Source organism: Sphingobium sp. JS3065 (assembly GCF_026427355.1).
GTDB lineage: Bacteria > Pseudomonadota > Alphaproteobacteria > Sphingomonadales > Sphingomonadaceae > Sphingobium.
On record NZ_CP102664.1, the window covers coordinates 2,248,092 to 2,267,539 of the forward strand.

Here is a 19,448-nt window from a genome sequence, read left to right on the forward strand (position 1 = left end):
GCGGGCCGACATCAGCTATCGCCCATCAGAAGCGCGTCGATGATGCGCTCTGCGTATGCGTTGAAGTGGACATAGATCAGCCAGCCGGCGCTGGAGATCATGCCCAGGACGGCCAGCCCCGCGGCAGCATGCGCAACGAAGGTCACGACACCACCCGCAGGATCGAACGCCCCGCCCCGCCGGGAAACGGGATGACATCAGCCGACGGAGGCGCATCCCGGCGATCCAGCATCTCCGCGGCGGCCAGCATGCGCGATGCGCCCGTGATCAGCAGATCGCGAGCCCGCGCCGCATCGGTCCGGATCAGGGCATGCGCCTCTTCGGCGCAGAAGCGGCCCACATTGATGAAGTCGACGGGCCGCAGGGCGACGAGGCTGTCGCCGTGAAGGATCATGCTCGCCTGGCTCAGCGCCTGGGCGAAAGCCGATCCGACGGAATAGCTTGTGTGGGACATGATGATCTCCCCACCTTCTCGCGTCCCGGCTCTATGCGCGGGAGGTCAGGTGATGGAGATATACTTACATGCGGCATATTTGCCGTGTCAATACTCAATACGGCATATTTGCCGCATCAATCGTCCGGCGGGATATAATCCGGATAGAACCCGCTGTCGTCGTCCTTTTCCGCTTCGGCCGGACGCTCAGGCAAAGTCGGAAGTTCACCGTCCATGCCAACCCGAATAATGGCGCCTTCATCATGTCGATCCTGAAAGATGGCCGCAGTCACCTTGCCGCGCGAAAGATAGGACCGGATCAGCTGCGACTGCCGACCGCGCACATAGCCGATCTGGACGCCGCGGGCGCTGAACACCGCCACCGCCTGGGGATCGACCGGGTTTTTTGGTTCGGGAACGAGATGCACCTCCTCCTGCGGCTTGCACAGGAGGATTTCAAAGCGGCGGTTGGACTTGTCCTTGTTCGGATGGTCGGCGCCGACGATGATGAGAGATAACTGGCTCACCCAGCTTTAAGAAGCAGATCGTGGATCTTCGGCCAGCTATCGGACATCACAAATGCCGCGTACTTGCTGGGAATGTCGGCAAGCCGGGCGATATCCGCAACTGAAACCTTGCCGCTTTTGTACGCATCGAGCAGAGCGCCGCGCGCCGCCAGCGGGAGCAATATCGCCGCCGCCCTCCACTCAGCCAATCGATCACGATTTGTCTCCGGTCCGTCCGTGACAGGATCCTGCATTTCTGGGGGAAGACCGATCTTCTCAGCCAGCTTTTCGATGTCCGCGACATTCGTGGTGCGCGTGTGTGGTGGGTCCATCAGGTGCGTCAATTCTTTGCAACAGATCATACGCTGCCAGGATAGATCGAGTGACTGACAATAGTAGATGTTCGCATGTCGAATGGGATCGGCATAAGGACCGGGCCGCACGTAGAACATCTTGATCTCACCGAGCATGATGTCCGCGTTTATGTCCACGCCGACGAACTCAATGTCATCCTCGTCGTGACCCAACTGGCGGATTTTTTGCAAAACCGCGTTCACGTCCACCGGAAGGTGAGTTTCTTGGGCAAAATGTTCGATCAGCTTGGCCGTAGTCATCCATTGCCGATAAAATAAAAGGGCTCCGGTGTCTACCGAAGCCCTTACGGGTGCGTATCTTTTAGTGACCGTCAAAGATGGGCAGCAAACTCCCTCACATCGATCACATGATGCAGGCTTGTCGGTGCAGTCGCGGAAATCGTCGCCGTCTTCATCAAGCGCTGATTTTCAGCCGACTGAGCTTCGGCCTTCAACTCTTCGACCGTGATAATGTCATCACGACGACCACGGAAAAATTTAACATTGATCAGGTCTGCACCATGCCCGGAGAACGGGCAATCGACCTGTCCCTTTTCAAGCTGCGACATGGTTGCCTCCTTTAAAATTCGCGGTGCCTTTTACCTCACGATCCATGACCAATTGGTAAACGACGAGAGATTTCGCAGACCTGAATACAAACGACTATGATTCGTTCCGGTCCGTTCCGTCGCGCGCCATCTAGCGATGTTGAACACATCTTTCAACGTCTCGTCAAATTTTCATTGCGACAAATTCGTTGATGGGCAACGGTCGATTGCTAATTTACGGACCTGAAAACGTGCAACCCGTTGCAAATTATCAGCTATGCTCCCGCATCAATGCCTCCGACCCGACCAAACCACACGACCGATGATCCGCACATCCTCCGCCGAAACCACCTGCTTCTCATGCATCGGATTGTCGGAAATAACTTCCACCACGCCGCCAGCGGCTGGGCGCAGTCTCTTCACCGCGCCCGCCCCGAACAAGCCTATGGCCCAGATCCGGTCCGTCATGTTTAAGCGCGTCTGTAGCGTGTCGATCACTAGCATGTCGCTGTCGAGCAAGGTCGGCTGCATGCTGTCGCCGACGCCGTGAGCGACGAGGAGGCGATGCGCTGGCGACTGGCTGATCGCGCGCAGAAGGTTCGGGTCGAACTCGACGGTGCCCTCCTCGATATAGTCGTCGAGGTTCGAGCCATCGCCCATCGCAAAACCCAGGTTGATCCGCTTCAGGGTGATCGCGCCGTCAGAATCGGCAGAACCTCGCACGGGAGGGATGTCCGGGACCTTGGGCGGCACTGAACTCCGCGCGAGCAGCCAATCTGACGATGTCTGGAGCGCGTTCGCGATCAAATCGAGCCGATCTGCCGAGGGCATCGCATTGCGCGTCCGGATGTAGCGCAAGGCGTCGGGCTTTCCCGTGGCTTTAATCGAAGCGTCGCGCTCCGTCATCCCGAGAGCTTCCAAGCGCTGCGCAATTCGCTCGTTCAGGATTTCGATAGACGAAGACATGCGGCACTTATGCCGCAAAGAAGTTTGGAAATCATGCGGCAGATATGCCGTTGACTGTGCGGCAGATATGCCGTATTCGTTGGGGATGGACATAACCTACGAAGCCGCGCTTTTGAGGGTCGCGAACGCATACGCAGAGCAGGTCGCAAAGCACGGGGGGAAATCCCTCGCGCGCGTGGCGACCATCGTTGTGAACCGCGGTTCCTTTTTCGAGCGACTTCGCGACGGAGCTGGTTGTTCGGGACGCAACCTCGATCGACTCTTCGAATGGTTCCGCGATCCGGCGAATTGGCCCGCCCGCCGGATCGGCAAGGATGCCCGTGCCACGCTCTCGAGTGTCGGCCGCCCGGCCTTGGAGCTAAGCCAGCAAAAGGATGCTGCCTGATGTCTGCGTGCTGTGATCATGGGAATTCTCTACGCGCAGGCGCGCCCAAAGTGCTGGGCAATGCACTCCGTCTCACCCAGAGTTCTTACCGGCAGGCCGTCAGCGAGACGGTGAGCGGCCTCGCTGCGGCGAACAACGCGCTTAGCGATGGCGATTTCGCTGAACTGATAGGCACGTCGAAGTCGACCGTTGGTAATGCCCGCAACCGGGAAGGCGACCTGTCAGCGCGCGGCCTGCTCGGCATCGGCAAGGCTTTCGGCCCTGAAGCGCTCGACACCATCCTTGCCCTGATCGGCGCGAAGGCTGTTCCGCTGGAATCGATCTGCTGCTCGAATGTCGCCCATATCCCGGTCGAGATTGCGCAGGCCGTGCCGATGCTGATCACCCTGCTGGGCGACAATGATTGCAGCGACAGCGATGTGCGCCAGCTCGACCGGGCGGGCGTCATCGACGTGTTGATCAAGACGGCCAACCTGCTGATGCGGCGCCGTGACGAGGTGCGGCTGCGCGACGCGGCCTAACGAACGAAACTGAGCGGGCGCTGATCGCCCTGGAGTGAACCATGACCGACGCCAATGGCGCGGCGCTGGCGATGGCCAGTTCCGCGAACGCTCTTTCTTTGCCTGCCGCGCCGACCGCTGTGATCATCGGCGCGGCAACGCTGTATCTGGGCGACTGCTACGAGATCCTGCCCCGCCTCGGCTGGGTTCCCAACCTCGTGACCGACCCGCCCTATGAGTTCGAGACGTCAGGCGGTGGACGGTTCCGCGCCGCGCGCGGCCATACCGACCAGATCGAGGCCGAAGGGCTGGCGGATGGGTTCGATCACGAGATCATCAATCCGCTGTTGTGCGGCTCCGTCGTTGTCTTCTGCCATAACGACCAGATCCCCGATCTGACGGCCTATCTCGCCGGCAGCTTCTCGCGCTTCGTCATCTGCTCCTGGATCAAGTCGAACCCGATGCCGGTGGCGAACAAGCATTACCAGCCGGACACCGAGTTCTACATCCACGCCTGGAACCGCGACTATCATCCGCATGGTGAGCTGGCCGACAAGCGCCGGCAGATCATCGCGCCGGTCGGCCGCGCCAAGGATTTCAGCCATCCGACCGTGAAGCCAGATGCGGTGATGGACAAGATCATCACCAACTGCGCGCCCGGCCTGATCTGCGATCCCTTCATGGGCACCGGATCGACCGGCGTCGCCGCGGTAAAGGCCAGCCGCCCCTTCATCGGCATCGAGAAGAACCCGAAGCACTTCGCCACCGCATGTGCCCGGCTGGCCGCCGCGCAAGGACTGGAGCGCGCCGCATGACGCGCCGCTACCGCCGCCGCACCTTCGCCGAGGTGACCGCGCAGGCCCGCACCGCCGAACGCGCGCAGGTCGCCGAGTTCGGCCGGTGGCAGATCGCCGCCGTCACCAACCTCATCGCCGCCGGGACGGTCGACGCGGAGAGCGGATCGCTCCTGCGCGCACGCCTGGCCGCCTTCGTGGAGCAGGTTGAGCAGGGCCTGCATCTCACCGGATCTGAACCTGCCTCAGGAGAAAAGCAGTGAACAATCAGGACGACCCCGGCGGCGGGGATTTGATCGAGCAGACCGCAGCCGACGGTGGGCGGCGTTTCCCCGCAGCTTCCACCCTGTCCGACCTCATCCTCATGCTGAAGGATGGCCAGTTCAATGCAGACAGCTGCGAGCCTCTGCGTGAATTCGCCACAAAGCTGGAGGCGGTCGGCATCGACACCGGCAAGAAGGCCAAGGGCAAGATCACGCTGACGATCGAGGTCGATTATGACCATGATCGCGAGTTTTCGGTGCTGACGCCCAGCCTCGCGTTCAAGCTGCCCGTCGAGAAGCACGGCGCGACCGTGGCGTGGTTCACCAGCGACGGCCGGTTGAGCCCCAATAAGCCGAACCAAGGAAATCTGTTCGGCTCCATCCGCGAAATCAACACCGAAGCCCGCGTCGTTCGCGGCTGAACAAGGACGTAGACATGACCGATACCAAGACTGTTGCAGACCGCACCGGCGAATTGATGGAAACCGCCTTCACGGTTGCCGAAAATCACATCCAGGCGAAGCCGGTCGAGCTGGCGGACCCGCGCGACGGCACGAAAGCGCATTTCGCCATGACGCCCGGCGGCCTGACCCCAGTGTCACCGCACTCGTGGGATGCCTTCCGCCCCTTCCCGCTCCACCGTACCGGCATCGTGGCGCTGACCCAGCTTCAATCCTTCATCGATCTGGTGAACCGGTTCAAATTTCTGCATTCGGCGATCTTCGCCAGCGACGATTTCACCAAGCCGTCGTTGACCGCCATTTTCGATTACCATCCGGACAACGCAGAGACCGATGGCGAAGCATCGGTGAACGCCGTTCAAGCGATGCGCCATAAGGCCAGCTATGCCTTTCCGCTGTCCAAGGAATGGCAAGCCTGGATCAACATGAACGCGAAGCCGATGGGCATGGGTGATTTCGCCCGGTTTATCGAAGATAACATCGTGGACGTATCCGCCGACCCGGTAGAGGTGTTTGCCAAGGCCTCGCAGGATTTCGTCAGCGCCAATCGCGGCTCGCTCGCGACACCTTCGAAGCTGGTCGAGATCTCGCGCGGGCTTCAGGTCTATGAGCGGGCAGTCATCAAAGAAGCGAAGAACCTTTCGACCGGTGAAGCGCAATTCACCTTCGACAGTGAGCACACGGACGGCGACGGCAAGCCCCTTACTCTTCCGACGATGTTCTCCATCACCATCCCGGTGTTCGCCCGCTCCACCGAGGTGTTCCGCCTGATCGCCCGCTTCCGTTACCGGAAGACCAGCGATGGGCTGCTGTTCTGGTATGAATTGTGGCGTCCCGACCTGACTTTCGAAACGGCCTTCAATGAAGCGCTCGAAGAGGTGGCCAGCAAAACCAGCCTCCCGATCTTCGTCGGCGCCCCGGAATAAACCCATGAAGCACCGGGAGCATTCGTATCGCAATGGCGTGCTGGCCCGCCGGATGGAAATCCGGCCTGGCGTGGGCTCGCCGACGGCAACCGCCTTCCTCCAGTGCAGCCGTTGCCCGCACGAGGGTTCGCTGAAGCTGAGCGTGCGGATGCCCCCGGAGCAGATCGACAAGAAATTCACGCAGGCTGGCTGGGCGCTCGATCCGCACATCTGCCCCGGCTGCCGCTCCAAGGCCAATGAGAGGAAAGCCATGTCGGCCAAGCCTTCGCCTGACGCCATGCGCGCGCAGGCCCAGATGTTCAGTCTGCTCCAGAACCATTTCGACCCGAACAAGGGCGTGTTCTCCCAGAACTGGGATGATACCCGCATCGCTGCCGACACCGGCCTCTCTGTCGCTGTTGTCGTCGAGTACCGGGAAACCTGCTTCGGAAAACTGAAGGAGCCCGATGAGGTGCAGGCCCTGCGCAGCGACATCGCCGCGCTGGAGAAGCTGCATCAGGAGTCGCAAGCCTCCTTCCTGGCCGAGATCGCCACGCTGAAGCAGCAGCTCGGCGCGATCAGCGCGAAGTGGGCCGCCTAAGATGAGCGCGCTGTACATCCGCGCCCGGCTGGTGAACGCCTATCGCCGGATTTTTCCCCACCCCGCCGTCGTCGCCATGCGCGAACGGCGCCGGGTGGCGAGCAAGGCCGCTATATCGGCGAAGCGCCGCGAGCATACTGCCATCATGGAAACGGCCGCCCGGCTCCGCGGGGAGGCGCAGGACAGATGACCAACACCTTCCAATGCGAGGGCGGCTGCGGTCGCGAGATCAAGGATTTCCCCCGCCGCAAGACGCGCTTCTGCCGTTCGTGCATCGGCACCGTGAATGGGCAGGATCGCGCCAAGGTGGAAAAGGCGCGCGCTTCCATGAAGAAGCGGATGCAGGATCCTGCCTTCAAGGCCGAGCATATCCGCCGCACGTCCGAGGGCCTTCGCGCCCGGCTGGCCAGCGATCCGGACGAAGCAGCGCGCCGCCGCGAGGCTGGCCGCGCGCTCGGCAAGAGTGGGCTAGGCCATGCTGCCCAGGGTGCAGGGTCGGAGCCTCGCATCAGGGTCGGCCGGATGCAGACCGAACGCTATCTCGGCTGGTGCCCGATGCATCTGCGCGACCAGTACCGCGATCTCGTGAATAAGAAGGGCGTGCCTGCCCTGGAGGCCCGCCAGATCATCGAACAGCAGATCGCGGCCGACCAGGCGAAGCTGACGCCGTTTGAGCGCCAGCTCAAGCTCATCCGCGAAGGCAAGGCCACCGTGGCGCCGAAGTTCAAGCCCACCACCGACACCGGGCCCTACACGCTGGGCGGCGTCGCATCGGGGATGATCTGATGACGCGCGCCTGGTATCTCCAGCCCGCACGCAAGAGCGGCAAACGCGCCGGCGGCATGGCTGAACGGCCTGTACAGCGCGGCGCCATCCGCCTGCTCGCCATGCAGGGCATCGAAGCGGCCCATGTGCCGAACGGTGCGCACCTCGCAGGAGATAAGATCGCCCGCATCAAGCAGATGGCCGCCATGCGCGCTGACGGTCTGCGTCCCGGCTTCCCTGACCTGATCCTGTTCGGCAAGCGCCCGCTGGAGATCGGCTTCATGGAAGTGAAACGCGAGATCGGGAACGACCTCGAAGACGAGCAGATCTGGTGGCGCGACCTTCTGCTGTCGCGCGGTATGTGCTGGGCTATGATCCGCCAGCCTGAAGAGGCGCTCGCCGCCGTCCGCGAATGGGGGTGGATCAAGTGAACGCCGACTTGCTTGCACGTCTGATCGCGGCTGGCACGCCTGCCGACCTCGTCGCCGAAGTGGCGATGCTGGCCGCGCAGGCGCAGGCAGATCGCGCCGCCATAGAGGGCCGCCGTGCCAGTGATCGCGAACGCTCCTCCCGCCGTCGCGTGACGTCACGTGACGTCACGGGAGATCACGTTACCGCACGTGATGTCACGGTCGAAGCCCCCTTTCCCGCCCCCTCCCCCCTTCTTCCCCCAGACCCCCAACAACCCCCCGCCCCCACCCATACCCCCGAGGGTGTTACCCCGCGCACGCGTAAGGCCGACCAGTTTCCGATGCCCGACGGCGTCGCCCCGGAGCACTGGCGAGACCTGCTGGCCAACCGGAGGCGGAAGAACCTTCCGAATACACCGACGGCGCACAAGCGGCTGATGGCCGACATTGCCCGTCTGTCGGACGAGGAATGGCCGCCCGGCCGCCTGATCGAACACGCTGCGGCCAGAGGATGGGCCGCGATCTACGACCCTCGCCAGGACAATCGACATGACCGCACAAACCGCCATCACCACCAGGACCGAGACGAGCCAGCCAATCCGATGGTCCGAGCCGTCGTTGCCGCCGAAGCTCGACGCGCTGCTGGAGGAGAACCAGAGCTTCACTGACCTGCCCGTCGTCGGCCCGGTGAGTGCCGGGCATCTGCGCGATTACGTCGCCTCCTGTCAGCCGCCCATGCCGGCACGCGAGCAGATCGAGCGCATGATCGGCCGCATCGCGGTGATGATGCCCAGCCCGAAGCTGACCGACAAGGAAGCGCAGGAGCGGCTGAACCTCTACACCCGCGCGCTCAGCGTCCATGCTCTGCCGGACCTGCACGCCGCATTTGACGTGATCGTCCGCACCTGCCGCTTCTTCCCCACGGTGGCCGAGATCGAGAAGATCGTCGCTCCCATCAAGGGGCGCCGGACGCGCCGCGAAAGCATCGCCCGCATGATTCTGCTCAAGCATGACCGGGAGTGGACGGAGCCGCAGGAGATGCTGACGGAGGATGAGGCGAAGCTGCTCGGCCATATCCTCGCCGATCCGATGGGCAAGAGCGTAGGAGCGGCAGCATGAACATCAGGCACGCCCGCCGTCTGACCGGGATGTCCCGCGACCGCTTCAGCAAGGCCGTCGGCGTGAACCGCGGCACGGTGAAGCGCTGGGAGCAAGGCACGCGCATCCCGACCGAAGAGAGGGTCATAGCGATCGAGCAGGCCCTTACCAGGCTGGGCGTGAACCTCGCTAACCTCTACCAGCCGCTGGCACTCAGCGCGTCGCATCAGTAGAACAGGAAGAGAACGGAGTTTACGGGGACATGGCGGACAAGCCGAAATTTGAAGTGGTGAATAGGCTGGGCGAGGTCTTCGAGGGTGCGAGCCCAGCCGAAGCGCGCTCGGCCATGATCGCGGCGGCGCGCCAGGCGCTGATCGAGGATGCGGCGCGTGACCCTGACCGCGTCACCGCGCTCAATGCCCGGCTGGCGCGGATGGATGCGGCCCGCAAACGCGAGCGCCAGCGCATCGACCATCTGGTGCTGGGTCTGCCGCGCCCCATTGAGCGCGTGACCGAAGGCAAGCGGAAGGGCCGCAGCAAGCCCAAGCTGATCGAACGTCCGGTTCGGCTGGAGCCCGGCATCGAGGAAGCGGTGCAGGTGCGCGAATCGTGGAACCATAAAGCCTATGGGACGCCCGAGACATGGGACCGTTCGACGCGCACACATGACGGCTCGCTCGTCCAATTGCATCGCAACGGCACGATCGACAAAGACCAGCTCGAATGGGCGGCGCAGATCGCGAACGTCTATCGCAGTCTGGAGGCCGACGTTGCGGTCAAGGTCGCCAGCCTCGAAGCGCGCGTTGATCAGTCGCGCCGGACGGGCGGCATGGCGGCGGAGAGCGTCTACCGCGTGCGGATGCATCTGGCTTATGGCTATTGGCGCGACATGCTGCCCCTGCCCCGGCAGATGGTGCTGGATATGATCGTTGGCGATACGATCGGCTATTCCGTCGCCGCCCATCGCTACCGGGTCCATAAGCGCAAGGCCAAGCGCTTCCTGCTCGATGCGCTGAACCGCTGGCCGATGTGTGTGGCGCACGCCTTCTCAATGGTGGATCGGCATACCGTTGATGCTCTCAACGCGGGTCAGAAGGTCATTCCCGGCTGGCTCGGCGGGCCTGCCCGGCGCCATTCTGCGGCGACCGACCAGGACACGGTCGACGCATTGGAGATCGCGGAGGAGCAGGTCACGCGCTGCCACCTCTATGACATCGATCCCGAGTTCCTTGATGAACGCGGCTTGCTGAAGGAATGGAAGGATATAGCCGACATCATCCGGGCACGGCTTGGCGCAGTGGAAGAAGAGGCAGCATAGCAACCCGTTCTCTTTTTGGCTTGCAAGTGGCCCCGAAATGTTCCAAAAACGGCCTTGGATAAATCCGCCCGAAGCTGATGAGCGTCGGGCGGATTTATCGTTTCTGCTGGGGTAGCTCAACGGTAGAGCCGCTCACTCGTAATGAGAAGGCTGCGGGTTCAAGTCCCGCCCCTAGCTCCAGTTTCATCGGCAAAGATGGAAGCCGCTGGCCTTTCGGTCACCCCTGGATGGATAGGCCAGCGGCAGCAGGTCAGTGGGAGGTTGCCCCGGCGCTGTCTTTCATGAGCATGGCCTTCGCCTGATACATCACCGCCAATTCGCGGTGTGCGAAGATCGCCATCTTGTGGCCGCCCTGCTCGGTCATTTCCCTGGCCTTACGCGCTTCTTGCTGGGCTCTCTGCAACAGATAGTCGGCGTCCACTGACGTTCTCATATCTACCTCCTGCTCCGATTCGATGGGCTTGAATGATATCCATGTGTCGCCTGTGATGAAGTCCGTGTTGTGACACCGAACGACATCTTGTCGCTTCTCAATTTCATTCCATAGAGGTTGGGTGAGGCTGAAATGCGCTGCCACCTTCGCCATTAAGCATAGGGTGTGGGCACATGGGCAAGTTAAAGTTTGTTGGCAGCCGGTTGTCCCCTCTGAAGCAAACCCTCGGTTATCTTGCTCCCGATCCGTCTCGCAAGGAAGCCAACCGTAAGACGTTCTCCCCATGGCGGCGGCTTTACAGCACCGCACGGTGGCGCCAACTGCGCATGAAAATCTTCGTGCGTGATAATTTCACATGCCAGTGGCCAGGGTGCGGGAAAGTTCAGGGCAACACCTCTCTGCTCGTGGCCGATCACCGCACGCCTCATCGAGGCGATGAGGTCCGCTTCTGGGACGAGCGCAATCTGTGGACGCTCTGCAAGGCATGCCATGATGGCCCGAAGCAGAAGGCGGAGCGCGATGGGCTGATCTGAAAACGGAAATAGGAATAACAGCATGGCCATCGTAGTGACCCGCCGCGGCCTCCTGCCGGAAAACGATCAATTCGACGCTGACTGCAGGAAGTGCAAGTCCTCCCTGCGCTTCCTTCGCCGCGATGCGAAGTTCACCGATGACCAAAGGGACGGTGCTTTCCTGACGGTCTCGTGCCCCGTGTGCGGTGATCCCGTGCATGTCGCTGAGAGCGCTGCTCGACAGCGTCCGGACAGACCCTCGCGCTGATCCGGAGCCCACCCCCGGGGGGGGGGGTGCGCCCAAAGTTGAAAGGCGCCTCTTCTGCCGACCGGTGGTGCCCACACGCAGAGATTTTTTCCTAGTGGAAGGGTCGGAGGTGCGAACTTTCGCTGGAGGATGATGCCAAATGGCAACCCGAAAGACTTCTTCCGACTGGGCTCGCATCGAACTCGAATACTTGGCTGGTGAAGATTCGATCAGGGAAATAGCTGATCGACATGAGATTTCTGACACCGCTATTCGTAAGCGCGCGAAGGCGGAGGGCTGGAAGCGCGCAGTTCGCAGTGCGAACCGGTGCGAACCTGACCGATCGCCTCCCCCGCCTCCGCCCTCAGACCCTGAGCGGCCGCTCGCCGCCGGTGAAATCGCCGACAGTGGGCGCTCGCTGGTCGCCCGAATGCTGGATGAGCTGGACGTCGTGACCAGCCGCCGTGGCGAACTTGAAGACCTGATTATCGAGGCGACGGCCGACGATGAGGATGATGCCAAGCGAAATTCACTGATGCGGGCGGTAAGTCTGCCCGGACGCGCCAACACGTTGAAGACGCTGGCACTGGCGCTGAAGACGATCAACGAGGCCTCGGCGCCACAGGGCAAGAAGGCCGCCAAGCAAGAACGAGCAGACGCGGTCGCCGGCCGGTTCCGCCCCATTGGACCTCCTAGCCTCAAAGCGGTGAAATAGGCCGTGGTCACATGGACCACCGCGTGCCCGGACTGGAAACGCCGGATTCGGGAACGCCGATCGCTCATACCGTTCGAGCCGCTATTCCCCGCTTCAGCAGAGGCGAAGATGGCAGTCTTTACATCGCTCAAGATTGTTGACCTTCCGGGCCAGCCTACGATCGGCGAGGCATGCGCCGATTGGATACTAGATTTCGCCGCGGCGATTTTCGGAGCATACGATCCGGAGACCGGCGATCAGTTGATTAAAAATGCAATGCTACTGGTGAGCAAGAAGAATACAAAGTCGACCATTGCGGCCGGTATCATGCTTACCGAACTGATTTGCGGCTGGCGCGAGCATGATGAAAACCTGATTCTCGCACCCACAATCGAGGTCGCCGCGAACAGCTTCGGGCCCGCCGCCGCTATGGTGCGGGCGGATGAAGAGTTGATCGATCTTCTGCATGTGCAGGATCATCTTCGCCTGATCACGCATATGACCACGAAGGCCAAACTTAAGGTTGTGGCCGCTGATGCGCGGACGGTCGCGGGCAAGAAGGCCAGTCGCGTCCTCGTCGACGAGCTATGGCTCTTCGGCGAGATGAACAATGCCGACGCGATGCTGGGCGAGGCTACAGGCGGACAAATCTCCAGAGCGGAGGGGTATAACCTCTTCCTTACCACCCAGTCAGACAAGCCTCCCGCAGGCGTGTTCAAGCAGAAGCTGGCCTATGCACGCGATGTGCGCGACGGAGTTATAGAAGACCGGGAATTCCTGCCGGTCCTGTATGAATTTCCGGAGGAGATGCTCGCTGCTAATGAGCATCTCGACCCGGCCAATTTCTACATCACCAATCCCAACATAGGACTATCCGTCAGCCAGAAGTGGCTCGACACCGAGTTTCGTAAGGTCGCCAACGCTGAGGACGGTGAGAAGCAGACATTCTTCGCCAAGCACCTGAACGTCGAGATCGGCGTAGGCCTGCGATATGATGCTTGGATCGGGGCTGTTTACTGGCAGGGCGCCACCGCATCTCCTGAATTATGGGACGGCTCGCTCGATCAGTTCCTTGATCTGGTTGAAGTTGCGGTGGCGGGAATAGACGGCGGCGGACTGGACGATCTTCTCGGGCTCGGACTGCTCGGACGACTGAAAACGGACCCTCGGATATGGCTGCTCTGGTGCCGCGCGTGGGCACAGTTAGATGTTTTCGAGCGACGAAAGGATATCGTCAGCCGCCTGACCGATTTCATTCGAGAGGGATCGCTGGTCAGGTGCGAATCTCCGACGCAGGACCTGGTTGAAATTGCCGACTTACTCGAGCGCGTGAAGCTGCGGAACCTATTTCCAAAGGAGGGGGCCATCGGCCTCGATCCTGCGGGCGTGACGGCGATTGTGGACGAACTTGCGAGCCGTGGTTTCACCGCTGAGCAGATGGTCGCCATTCCGCAGGGTTTTCGACTGTCGGGAGCAGTCTGGGGATCGGAACGGAAGCTGAAGGACGGAACCCTTCTGCACGGCGGCCAGGAGTTGATGTCTTGGTGTGTCGGCAACGCGAAGGCGGAACCTCGCGGCAACGCCGTCCTGATTACGAAACAGGTGTCTGGTAAGGCTAAGATCGACCCGCTGATCGCCGCATTTGATGCGGTTGTCCTCATGACAAGGAACCCGGAAGCGGAAGCCGAAAAGGCATTCCAGATGCTGATCCTCTGATCAGGGTCTACTCACGTAAAAGATAGGAAATTGCCATGAGCAATCTGGCCCGCGCCTACTCGTTCATCGAGATCAAGGCCGCCGATGACGATCGGCGCATCATCGAGGGGGTGGCGACTACGCCGACGCCTGATCGGTCGCAGGATATCGTCCGCCCCATGGGCGCAAAATTCAGTTTGCCCTTGCCCTTTCTCTGGCAGCATCGCCATGACGAGCCCGTTGGCCACGTCATCGATGCCGACCCGAGGCCCAGCGGCATTCGGTTCAAGGCCCAGATTGAGAAGACTGACGAACCGGGCAAGCTCAAGGATCGGCTGGACGAGGCGTGGCTGAGCCTGAAACTCAAGCTGGTCCGCGCGACGTCGATCGGCTTCCGGCCGCTGAAATATTCGTTCATCGAGAATGGCGGCATCGACTTCGAAGAGTGGGACTGGCTGGAGCTGTCGGGCGTCACCATTCCCGCGAACCCGGATGCCGCCATCACGGCAGTCAAGCAGTTTGATCGCATTCTCAGGGAAGCTCAGGGCATTCCCGACCTTGAAATTCTGCCTTCCGAATCGCCTGCCGCGCCCGGCAAATCGCGTGTCGTGAAGTTGGATGACGCCGCCCGCGTCAGGGCAAAACCCTTTGTCATCAACCGCATCGTGCGGTCCTGACCCCCCATCTGGGGTATCACCCAAAGAAAGGAGCGAGCAATGGCCACCATTGCCGAACAGATCGCCGCGTTCGAGGCGAAGCGGGCGACCCTGGTCACCGCGAACGAAACCATCATGTCCAAGGCCGCCGACGCCGGCTCGACGCTCGATGCCGAGCAGGAAGAGCAATTCGACGGCAACCAGGCCGACATCGACGCGATCGACAAGCACCTGACGCGCCTCCGCGCCATGGAAAAAGCGCAGGCTGAGAAAGCGGCTCCCATCAAGGGCAAATCCCAGGATGAGGGCAACCAGTCGCGCAACGGCGGCGGCCAGCAGATCATCATCAAGGGTGACCAGGACGAGAAGTTCGAGGGTCAGAATTATACCCGGATGGTGATCGCCAAGACCCTCGCGCGCCTCGATGGGGTATCAGCGGCGGGCATTGCCCAGCAGCGTTGGGGCAAGAGCAATCCGAATCTGGTACAGGTCGTCCGCGCGGCGGTTGCTGGCGGCGGCACTGACGGCGGGGAATGGGGTGCCGAACTGGTCCATATTGACCGCTACACCGGTGATTTCATCAACTATCTCTACAGCCGCACCGTGTTCGACAAGCTGCCGCTGCGCGAGGTTCCGGCGAATATCAACATCGCGGGCCAAGATGGAACCGCGACCGCCTATTGGGTCGGTCAGTCCAAGTCGATTCCGGTCAGCAAGGCTGACTTCATGGACGTCAACCTGACGCCCCTGAAAGTTGCGGCGCTTGCCGTGGTGTCGAAGGAACTGTTGCGAGATTCGTCGCCGGCGGCAGAAATGCTTGTGCGAGATTCCCTCGTCAACGCGTCGGCTCAGCGTGTCGATCAGACCTTTTTCAGCGCTTCGGCGGCCGTAGCCGGTGTCTCGCCGGCTGGCATTCTGAACGGGCTGGCTGCCGGCACCAGTGCCGGCCCCGATGTTGAAGGCGTCATCGCCGACGTGAAGGCGCTTTATGCAGGTTTCATCGCGGCGAACAACGCTGATGGTCTCGAATTCGTCACAACCCAGTCGCTGGCGAAAGCCCTTGGCTTGATGCAGAATGTCATGGGCAACTTCGCCTTCCCGGGTCTGTCCGCGAATGGCGGCGCACTCCTGGGCGACACGCTCAATGCCGGCGGCAACGTCGGTGCTGGCGACCTCATCCTGCTCAAGCCATCCGACATCTACAAGATCGGCGACCGCGGCGTTGAGGTTTCGCTGTCGACCGAGGCGGCGATCCAGATGGATAGTGCCCCGGATGGCGCCAGCGACACGCCGGTGGCGAACGCCAGCGTCGTGTCGATGTTCCAGACGGAATCGGTGGCCATCAAGGTCGTGCGACCTCTCAACTTCGCCAAGCGCCGCGCCAGCGCGGTCGCCTATATCGGCGATGCCGATTACGGCACGCCCGAAGTAACCCCCTAATGACAAGCCGGGCGGGACCAAAAGTTCCGCCCGGCCCTTACTGGAGTAGTGCTGATGCAACTGGTCGCAGCGAAGGCCTTCACCTACGCCACCCGACGTTTGAAAGCCGGTGATTATTTCACCACTCGGAACTCGGCTGATGGTCGCGCGCTTGTTGCGACCGGTCGCGCCCGTTTGGCTTTGGACGACGCGGCGGTTCCCCAAGATCAGCGTGCGTCCAACATCGATACCCTGCGCGCCGAGTATGTCGAGGTATTGGGCAAACGCCCATACCACGGATGGAGTGAAGAAGAATTGTCCGCCAAGATCGCGGAAGCGCGTGCGGAAGCCTGATGCGCATCTTCGGTCTCACCATAACGCGCACAAAGGCTGCGACCGGGCTCTCACCCGTCGACAACCGCGGCGGCTGGTGGCCGATCGTCTTCGAATCTTCGCCAGGTGCATGGCAACAGGATGTTAAGGTAAACCAGGCGGCTGTCGTTGCAAATCACGCGGTGTTCGCCTGCCAGACCCTGATCGCCAGCGACGTCGCCAAACTGCGCGTCAAGCTGGTCGCGCAAGACAGCGACGGCATCTGGTCTGAGGTGAAGAGTCCCGCCTATAGCCCTGTCCTTCGCAAGCCGAACCATTATCAGAACCGCATTCAATTTTTTGAGACATGGGTGCTCTCAAAGCTCCAGCGCGGCAATACGTATGTCCTCAAGCAGCGTGACGCCCGCAACGTCGTCACGGCGCTCTATGTGCTCAACCCCGACCGGGTGACGCCACTGGTCGCACCTGATGGCAGCGTCTTCTATGATCTACAGATCGATGACCTGGCCGGCGTGACGGAAAGCGTGATCGTCCCAGCTCGGGAGATCATCCATGATCGCTACAACTGCCTGTTTCATCCTCTTGTCGGCCTATCTCCAATCTTCGCGAATGGTCTCGCGGCGACCCAGGGTCTTGCTGTGCAGACCGCAAGCACCAGAATGTTCCAAAATGGCGCGCGGCCCGGCGGCATATTGACTGCGCCAGGCGCCATCAGCAACGAGACCGCCGCCAGGCTCAAGGACCATTGGGACAATAACTATTCTGGTGCGAATTCCGGGAAGGTCGCCGTGCTGGGGGACGGACTGAAATTCGAAGCGATGTCGATGAAGGCCACCGACGCTCAGTTGGTCGAACAGCTAAAATGGTCAGCGGAGGTCGTCTGCTCAACCTACCATGTCCCTCCGTACAAGGTCGGCATCGGCCAGCAGCCTACCTATAACAATGTCCAGGCGCTCAACGTTGAATATTATGGCCAGTGCCTTCAGGTGCTAATCGAAGCGATCGAGCTTTGCCTGGATGAAGGTCTCGGCACTGGTGAGGCGCTAGGCACTGAGTTCGACACCGAGAACCTCCTTCGCATGGATGCAGCCACGCAGATGGATGTTCTGGAAAAGAGCAAGGGCAAGCTCACCGTCAACGAGCAGCGGGCCAAGCTCGATCGCAAGCCAGTCGAGGGCGGGAATACCGTCTATCTGCAAGAGCAGGACCACAGCCTTGAATGGCTGGCTCGTCGCGATGCGCAGCCGATCGATGCGCCAGCACAAGAGCCAGTCGCGCCAGATCCGACAGAGGAAGAGCGGGCACAACGCCGCGCCGAACAGAAGGCGTTCCTGCGGGAACAGGTCCAGGAGCGCATGAATGCTTGAACTGAGCGATGTCGCGGACATCATCGCAGAGGCAGTGAAGGTGGCAACTGCTCCCCTCCACTCGCGCATCGCTGCGCTGGAAGACCGCGAGCTTCCCGAGGCCATCCCCGGCGAGCAGGGCCCGCAGGGTGAGCAAGGCCCGGCTGGCGAAGTGGACATGGATCGGGTCAAGGAAATGATCGATGCCGCAGTGGCAGCGCTGCCGCCTGCTGAGCGGGGGGAGAAAGGCGATCCGGGAGAACCCGGGGCCGCGGGCGAGAACGGTGCTGACGGACGCGATGGGGCACATGGAATTGACGGCAAGGACGGAGTTGGCCTTGCTGACGCGCTTATCGACAAGGATGGCCATCTCGTTCTCACGCTGACAGATGGTCGAACGAAACAGCTTGGGTCTATCATCGGCAAGGATGGTCGCGACGGCACTGACGGCAAGGACGCGCCACCCTTCACGCTCGACGACTTCGATATCGTTCCAACCGGTCAACGCACGATCGAAATGTCGTTCATCCATGGTGGAACGAAGCATAGCTTCGAACTGAACTTCCCCGTGATGATCTACCGCGGCGTTTGGGGGGAGGGTCAGGATTATGCCGAAGGTGATGTCTGCACCTGGGGAGGGAGTCTGTGGCACTGCGATAAGGCCACCACTGCAAAGCCGGATGCGGGCGAATGGACCCTGTGCGTCAAGAAGGGGCGCGATGGGAAGGATGTGCGCTGATGGTCGCCCTTATCACCACTGCGGAGGCCAAGACTCAACTCGGAGTGCTCTCCGACGACCAGGACGCGACGATCGCGCTCGACGCTGAAATGGCAACCGACATTGTCATGGGCTACATCAAGAAGGATGCTGCCGAACAGGAATGGACAGCGGAAACTGTCCCCTTCCGGATCAAGGCTGCGATCATTCTCGTTCTTCGGGCCCTTTTCTTCTCCGATGAGGGCGAGCCGTTGAGCGATGCCGCGAAGGCGCTGCTTCATAGGGACCGGGATCCGGCGGTCGCATGAAAGCCCGCAATCGCCCATTCCTCATAGTCATCGAGGCGCGCACGACGGTTGAAGATAGCTATGGCGGCGAGCAAGAGACATGGGCGGAGTTCGGGCAGGAATACGCCGCAGTCTACTATGGCACCGGCTCAGAACAGCGGGAGGCGGCGCAGCAAGGCGGTTCGCAGGTGGCATCCTTCGAGGTGCTGAGCAACGGCAAAACCCGCGCCATCAGCGTGATCAATCACCGGATCGCGTTCGACGGCGGCATCTGGAACATCACCGCGAAGCAGGATCTCGGTCTTAATGAGGGGGTCCGGCTGACGGCAATTAGGGCGGCAACGTGATGGCGGAAAAGGTGGAAGGGCTAGCCGCCCTCGATTTCGCTCTTGGCCAACTGCCGAAGTCGACCGCACGGGCCGCCCTTGTTCGTGCCGGAAAGAAGGCGCTGGAGCCGTTCATCGACGATGTGCGCAGTCTCGCGCCGGTCGATGCTGATCCTCAGAGCACCCCCAATCGACCGCCCGGCACGCTGCGGGACAGTTACGTGATCGGCACCAGGCTCAATAAGAGCCAAGCAAAGATGGCCCGGAAAGAAGGCAAGAATTTTGCGGAAGTCTACGCCGGGACGAACGACCCGGCTGGCATCCAGGCCGAGTTCGGAAACGCGCATCAGGCGCCGCAGCCTCACGCCCGACCCGCCTGGGACGGCGTTCAAAAAGAGGTTCTGGACACCATCGGCGCGCTGCTCTGGGATGAAATTTACAAGTCGGCCCAACGGCTGGCCAAAAAAGGGCGGTGA

31 protein-coding genes and 1 tRNA gene are annotated in these 19,448 nt (G+C 61.4%); 25 read left to right on the forward strand and 7 right to left on the reverse strand.

Annotated features, from left to right (window positions below; translation table 11 throughout):
* Positions 1–11: 11 nt before the first annotated feature.
* The 6 genes from NUH86_RS10815 to NUH86_RS10840 all read right to left on the reverse strand — a co-directional run bounded on the left by NUH86_RS10815 (position 12) and on the right by NUH86_RS10840 (position 2,899).
* Entirely contained in the window at positions 12–146 is a 135-nt protein-coding gene (locus NUH86_RS10815; protein ID WP_267249507.1) for a hypothetical protein, read from the reverse strand.
* On the reverse strand, positions 143–454 hold the full coding sequence (locus NUH86_RS10820; protein ID WP_267249508.1) for a hypothetical protein: 312 nt from the start codon (positions 452–454) through the stop codon (positions 143–145). Before NUH86_RS10820 ends, NUH86_RS10815 begins: the two co-directional genes overlap by 4 nt.
* 116 nt (positions 455–570) lie before the next feature.
* Positions 571–960 (reverse strand): HIRAN domain-containing protein, encoded by a 390-nt coding sequence (locus tag NUH86_RS10825; RefSeq protein ID WP_267249509.1) that lies wholly within the window; start codon positions 958–960, stop codon positions 571–573.
* Entirely contained in the window at positions 957–1,553 is a 597-nt protein-coding gene (locus tag NUH86_RS10830; protein ID WP_267249510.1) for a hypothetical protein, read from the reverse strand. Before NUH86_RS10830 ends, NUH86_RS10825 begins: the two co-directional genes overlap by 4 nt.
* Before the next feature lie 71 nt (positions 1,554–1,624).
* Complete coding sequence (locus tag NUH86_RS10835; RefSeq protein WP_267249511.1) at positions 1,625–1,861, reverse strand: hypothetical protein; 237 nt, start codon at positions 1,859–1,861, stop codon at positions 1,625–1,627.
* A 267-nt stretch (positions 1,862–2,128) separates the two neighbouring features.
* On the reverse strand, positions 2,129–2,899 hold the full coding sequence (locus NUH86_RS10840) for a LexA family transcriptional regulator (RefSeq protein WP_267249512.1): 771 nt from the start codon (positions 2,897–2,899) through the stop codon (positions 2,129–2,131).
* An 82-nt stretch (positions 2,900–2,981) separates the two neighbouring features.
* Here NUH86_RS10840 and NUH86_RS10845 point away from each other — a divergent pair, with 82 nt between their 5' ends.
* The 14 genes from NUH86_RS10845 to NUH86_RS10910 all read left to right on the forward strand — a co-directional run bounded on the left by NUH86_RS10845 (position 2,982) and on the right by NUH86_RS10910 (position 10,486).
* Positions 2,982–3,191: a hypothetical protein gene (locus NUH86_RS10845; protein ID WP_267249513.1), complete on the forward strand. Its 210-nt coding sequence runs from the start codon at positions 2,982–2,984 to the stop codon at positions 3,189–3,191.
* Positions 3,191–3,712, forward strand: coding sequence for a hypothetical protein (locus tag NUH86_RS10850; RefSeq protein WP_267249514.1), 522 nt, complete (start codon positions 3,191–3,193; stop codon positions 3,710–3,712). Before NUH86_RS10845 ends, NUH86_RS10850 begins: the two co-directional genes overlap by 1 nt.
* A 41-nt stretch (positions 3,713–3,753) precedes the next feature.
* Positions 3,754–4,506 carry a site-specific DNA-methyltransferase gene (locus tag NUH86_RS10855; RefSeq protein ID WP_267249515.1) on the forward strand — a complete coding sequence of 251 codons (753 nt, stop codon included), beginning with the start codon at positions 3,754–3,756 and terminating at the stop codon, positions 4,504–4,506.
* Positions 4,503–4,748, forward strand: a complete 246-nt coding sequence (locus tag NUH86_RS10860) for a hypothetical protein (RefSeq protein ID WP_267249516.1) — start codon at positions 4,503–4,505, stop codon at positions 4,746–4,748. Before NUH86_RS10855 ends, NUH86_RS10860 begins: the two co-directional genes overlap by 4 nt.
* Positions 4,745–5,170 (forward strand): hypothetical protein, encoded by a 426-nt coding sequence (locus tag NUH86_RS10865; RefSeq protein ID WP_267249517.1) that lies wholly within the window; start codon positions 4,745–4,747, stop codon positions 5,168–5,170. The genes NUH86_RS10860 and NUH86_RS10865 overlap by 4 nt, the downstream gene beginning before the upstream one ends.
* A 14-nt stretch (positions 5,171–5,184) precedes the next feature.
* Positions 5,185–6,135: a DUF2303 family protein gene (locus NUH86_RS10870; RefSeq protein WP_267249518.1), complete on the forward strand. Its 951-nt coding sequence runs from the start codon at positions 5,185–5,187 to the stop codon at positions 6,133–6,135.
* A 4-nt stretch (positions 6,136–6,139) separates the two neighbouring features.
* The gene (locus NUH86_RS10875) at positions 6,140–6,715 is read left to right on the forward strand and encodes a hypothetical protein (RefSeq protein ID WP_267249519.1); all 576 of its coding nucleotides are present in this window, start codon (positions 6,140–6,142) and stop codon (positions 6,713–6,715) included.
* Position 6,716: 1 nt separating this feature from the next.
* The gene (locus NUH86_RS10880; protein WP_267249520.1) at positions 6,717–6,905 is read left to right on the forward strand and encodes a hypothetical protein; all 189 of its coding nucleotides are present in this window, start codon (positions 6,717–6,719) and stop codon (positions 6,903–6,905) included.
* Positions 6,902–7,501 (forward strand): hypothetical protein, encoded by a 600-nt coding sequence (locus NUH86_RS10885; protein ID WP_267249521.1) that lies wholly within the window; start codon positions 6,902–6,904, stop codon positions 7,499–7,501. Before NUH86_RS10880 ends, NUH86_RS10885 begins: the two co-directional genes overlap by 4 nt.
* Complete coding sequence (locus NUH86_RS10890) at positions 7,501–7,911, forward strand: VRR-NUC domain-containing protein (RefSeq protein ID WP_267249522.1); 411 nt, start codon at positions 7,501–7,503, stop codon at positions 7,909–7,911. Before NUH86_RS10885 ends, NUH86_RS10890 begins: the two co-directional genes overlap by 1 nt.
* Before the next feature lie 528 nt (positions 7,912–8,439).
* Positions 8,440–9,009, forward strand: coding sequence for a hypothetical protein (locus NUH86_RS10895; RefSeq protein WP_267249523.1), 570 nt, complete (start codon positions 8,440–8,442; stop codon positions 9,007–9,009).
* Entirely contained in the window at positions 9,006–9,221 is a 216-nt protein-coding gene (locus tag NUH86_RS10900; RefSeq protein WP_267249524.1) for a helix-turn-helix domain-containing protein, read from the forward strand. The genes NUH86_RS10895 and NUH86_RS10900 overlap by 4 nt, the downstream gene beginning before the upstream one ends.
* A 29-nt stretch (positions 9,222–9,250) precedes the next feature.
* The gene (locus tag NUH86_RS10905) at positions 9,251–10,306 is read left to right on the forward strand and encodes a hypothetical protein (RefSeq protein WP_267249525.1); all 1,056 of its coding nucleotides are present in this window, start codon (positions 9,251–9,253) and stop codon (positions 10,304–10,306) included.
* Positions 10,307–10,411: 105 nt separating this feature from the next.
* Positions 10,412–10,486 (forward strand) — tRNA-Thr (locus NUH86_RS10910).
* A gap of 70 nt (positions 10,487–10,556) precedes the next feature.
* On the opposite strand, the gene NUH86_RS10915 is transcribed toward NUH86_RS10910, so the two are convergent.
* Complete coding sequence (locus NUH86_RS10915; RefSeq protein ID WP_267249526.1) at positions 10,557–10,727, reverse strand: hypothetical protein; 171 nt, start codon at positions 10,725–10,727, stop codon at positions 10,557–10,559.
* A 185-nt stretch (positions 10,728–10,912) separates the two neighbouring features.
* Here NUH86_RS10915 and NUH86_RS10920 point away from each other — a divergent pair, with 185 nt between their 5' ends.
* The 11 genes from NUH86_RS10920 (at position 10,913) to NUH86_RS10970 (ending at position 19,448) form a co-directional block, all read left to right on the forward strand.
* Positions 10,913–11,272, forward strand: coding sequence for an HNH endonuclease (locus NUH86_RS10920; protein WP_267249527.1), 360 nt, complete (start codon positions 10,913–10,915; stop codon positions 11,270–11,272).
* 386 nt (positions 11,273–11,658) lie between these two features.
* Positions 11,659–12,213, forward strand: a complete 555-nt coding sequence (locus NUH86_RS10925; protein ID WP_267249528.1) for a hypothetical protein — start codon at positions 11,659–11,661, stop codon at positions 12,211–12,213.
* Between the two features lie 108 nt (positions 12,214–12,321).
* On the forward strand, positions 12,322–13,908 hold the full coding sequence (locus tag NUH86_RS10930; protein WP_267249529.1) for a terminase large subunit: 1,587 nt from the start codon (positions 12,322–12,324) through the stop codon (positions 13,906–13,908).
* A 35-nt stretch (positions 13,909–13,943) separates the two neighbouring features.
* Entirely contained in the window at positions 13,944–14,564 is a 621-nt protein-coding gene (locus tag NUH86_RS10935; protein WP_267249530.1) for an HK97 family phage prohead protease, read from the forward strand.
* A gap of 39 nt (positions 14,565–14,603) precedes the next feature.
* Positions 14,604–15,983, forward strand: coding sequence for a phage major capsid protein (locus NUH86_RS10940; RefSeq protein ID WP_267249531.1), 1,380 nt, complete (start codon positions 14,604–14,606; stop codon positions 15,981–15,983).
* A gap of 54 nt (positions 15,984–16,037) precedes the next feature.
* Positions 16,038–16,316: a hypothetical protein gene (locus tag NUH86_RS10945; protein ID WP_267249532.1), complete on the forward strand. Its 279-nt coding sequence runs from the start codon at positions 16,038–16,040 to the stop codon at positions 16,314–16,316.
* A complete protein-coding gene (locus NUH86_RS10950; RefSeq protein ID WP_267249533.1) occupies positions 16,316–17,662 on the forward strand; it encodes a phage portal protein in 1,347 nt (448 codons plus the stop codon). The genes NUH86_RS10945 and NUH86_RS10950 overlap by 1 nt, the downstream gene beginning before the upstream one ends.
* Positions 17,655–18,380 carry a hypothetical protein gene (locus NUH86_RS10955; protein ID WP_267249534.1) on the forward strand — a complete coding sequence of 242 codons (726 nt, stop codon included), beginning with the start codon at positions 17,655–17,657 and terminating at the stop codon, positions 18,378–18,380. Before NUH86_RS10950 ends, NUH86_RS10955 begins: the two co-directional genes overlap by 8 nt.
* Positions 18,380–18,667, forward strand: coding sequence for a head-tail connector protein (locus NUH86_RS10960; RefSeq protein WP_267249535.1), 288 nt, complete (start codon positions 18,380–18,382; stop codon positions 18,665–18,667). The genes NUH86_RS10955 and NUH86_RS10960 overlap by 1 nt, the downstream gene beginning before the upstream one ends.
* Complete coding sequence (locus tag NUH86_RS10965; RefSeq protein ID WP_267249536.1) at positions 18,664–18,993, forward strand: head-tail adaptor protein; 330 nt, start codon at positions 18,664–18,666, stop codon at positions 18,991–18,993. The genes NUH86_RS10960 and NUH86_RS10965 overlap by 4 nt, the downstream gene beginning before the upstream one ends.
* On the forward strand, positions 18,993–19,448 hold the full coding sequence (locus NUH86_RS10970; protein WP_267249537.1) for a hypothetical protein: 456 nt from the start codon (positions 18,993–18,995) through the stop codon (positions 19,446–19,448). The genes NUH86_RS10965 and NUH86_RS10970 overlap by 1 nt, the downstream gene beginning before the upstream one ends.

Coding starts and splice junctions, on each gene's coding strand:
- NUH86_RS10820 (WP_267249508.1), bottom strand. CDS start 454: ATGTCCCACACAAGCTATTCCGTCGGATCGGCTTTCGCCCAGGCGCTG.
- NUH86_RS10830 (WP_267249510.1), bottom strand. CDS start 1,553: ATGACTACGGCCAAGCTGATCGAACATTTTGCCCAAGAAACTCACCTT.
- NUH86_RS10835 (WP_267249511.1), bottom strand. CDS start 1,861: ATGTCGCAGCTTGAAAAGGGACAGGTCGATTGCCCGTTCTCCGGGCAT.
- NUH86_RS10840 (WP_267249512.1), bottom strand. CDS start 2,899: ATGTCCATCCCCAACGAATACGGCATATCTGCCGCACAGTCAACGGCA.
- NUH86_RS10850 (WP_267249514.1), top strand. CDS start 3,191: ATGTCTGCGTGCTGTGATCATGGGAATTCTCTACGCGCAGGCGCGCCC.
- NUH86_RS10855 (WP_267249515.1), top strand. CDS start 3,754: ATGACCGACGCCAATGGCGCGGCGCTGGCGATGGCCAGTTCCGCGAAC.
- NUH86_RS10860 (WP_267249516.1), top strand. CDS start 4,503: ATGACGCGCCGCTACCGCCGCCGCACCTTCGCCGAGGTGACCGCGCAG.
- NUH86_RS10870 (WP_267249518.1), top strand. CDS start 5,185: ATGACCGATACCAAGACTGTTGCAGACCGCACCGGCGAATTGATGGAA.
- NUH86_RS10875 (WP_267249519.1), top strand. CDS start 6,140: ATGAAGCACCGGGAGCATTCGTATCGCAATGGCGTGCTGGCCCGCCGG.
- NUH86_RS10880 (WP_267249520.1), top strand. CDS start 6,717: ATGAGCGCGCTGTACATCCGCGCCCGGCTGGTGAACGCCTATCGCCGG.
- NUH86_RS10885 (WP_267249521.1), top strand. CDS start 6,902: ATGACCAACACCTTCCAATGCGAGGGCGGCTGCGGTCGCGAGATCAAG.
- NUH86_RS10890 (WP_267249522.1), top strand. CDS start 7,501: ATGACGCGCGCCTGGTATCTCCAGCCCGCACGCAAGAGCGGCAAACGC.
- NUH86_RS10895 (WP_267249523.1), top strand. CDS start 8,440: ATGACCGCACAAACCGCCATCACCACCAGGACCGAGACGAGCCAGCCA.
- NUH86_RS10900 (WP_267249524.1), top strand. CDS start 9,006: ATGAACATCAGGCACGCCCGCCGTCTGACCGGGATGTCCCGCGACCGC.
- NUH86_RS10905 (WP_267249525.1), top strand. CDS start 9,251: ATGGCGGACAAGCCGAAATTTGAAGTGGTGAATAGGCTGGGCGAGGTC.
- NUH86_RS10920 (WP_267249527.1), top strand. CDS start 10,913: ATGGGCAAGTTAAAGTTTGTTGGCAGCCGGTTGTCCCCTCTGAAGCAA.
- NUH86_RS10925 (WP_267249528.1), top strand. CDS start 11,659: ATGGCAACCCGAAAGACTTCTTCCGACTGGGCTCGCATCGAACTCGAA.
- NUH86_RS10930 (WP_267249529.1), top strand. CDS start 12,322: ATGGCAGTCTTTACATCGCTCAAGATTGTTGACCTTCCGGGCCAGCCT.
- NUH86_RS10935 (WP_267249530.1), top strand. CDS start 13,944: ATGAGCAATCTGGCCCGCGCCTACTCGTTCATCGAGATCAAGGCCGCC.
- NUH86_RS10940 (WP_267249531.1), top strand. CDS start 14,604: ATGGCCACCATTGCCGAACAGATCGCCGCGTTCGAGGCGAAGCGGGCG.
- NUH86_RS10945 (WP_267249532.1), top strand. CDS start 16,038: ATGCAACTGGTCGCAGCGAAGGCCTTCACCTACGCCACCCGACGTTTG.
- NUH86_RS10950 (WP_267249533.1), top strand. CDS start 16,316: ATGCGCATCTTCGGTCTCACCATAACGCGCACAAAGGCTGCGACCGGG.
- NUH86_RS10955 (WP_267249534.1), top strand. CDS start 17,655: ATGCTTGAACTGAGCGATGTCGCGGACATCATCGCAGAGGCAGTGAAG.
- NUH86_RS10960 (WP_267249535.1), top strand. CDS start 18,380: ATGGTCGCCCTTATCACCACTGCGGAGGCCAAGACTCAACTCGGAGTG.
- NUH86_RS10965 (WP_267249536.1), top strand. CDS start 18,664: ATGAAAGCCCGCAATCGCCCATTCCTCATAGTCATCGAGGCGCGCACG.
- NUH86_RS10970 (WP_267249537.1), top strand. CDS start 18,993: ATGGCGGAAAAGGTGGAAGGGCTAGCCGCCCTCGATTTCGCTCTTGGC.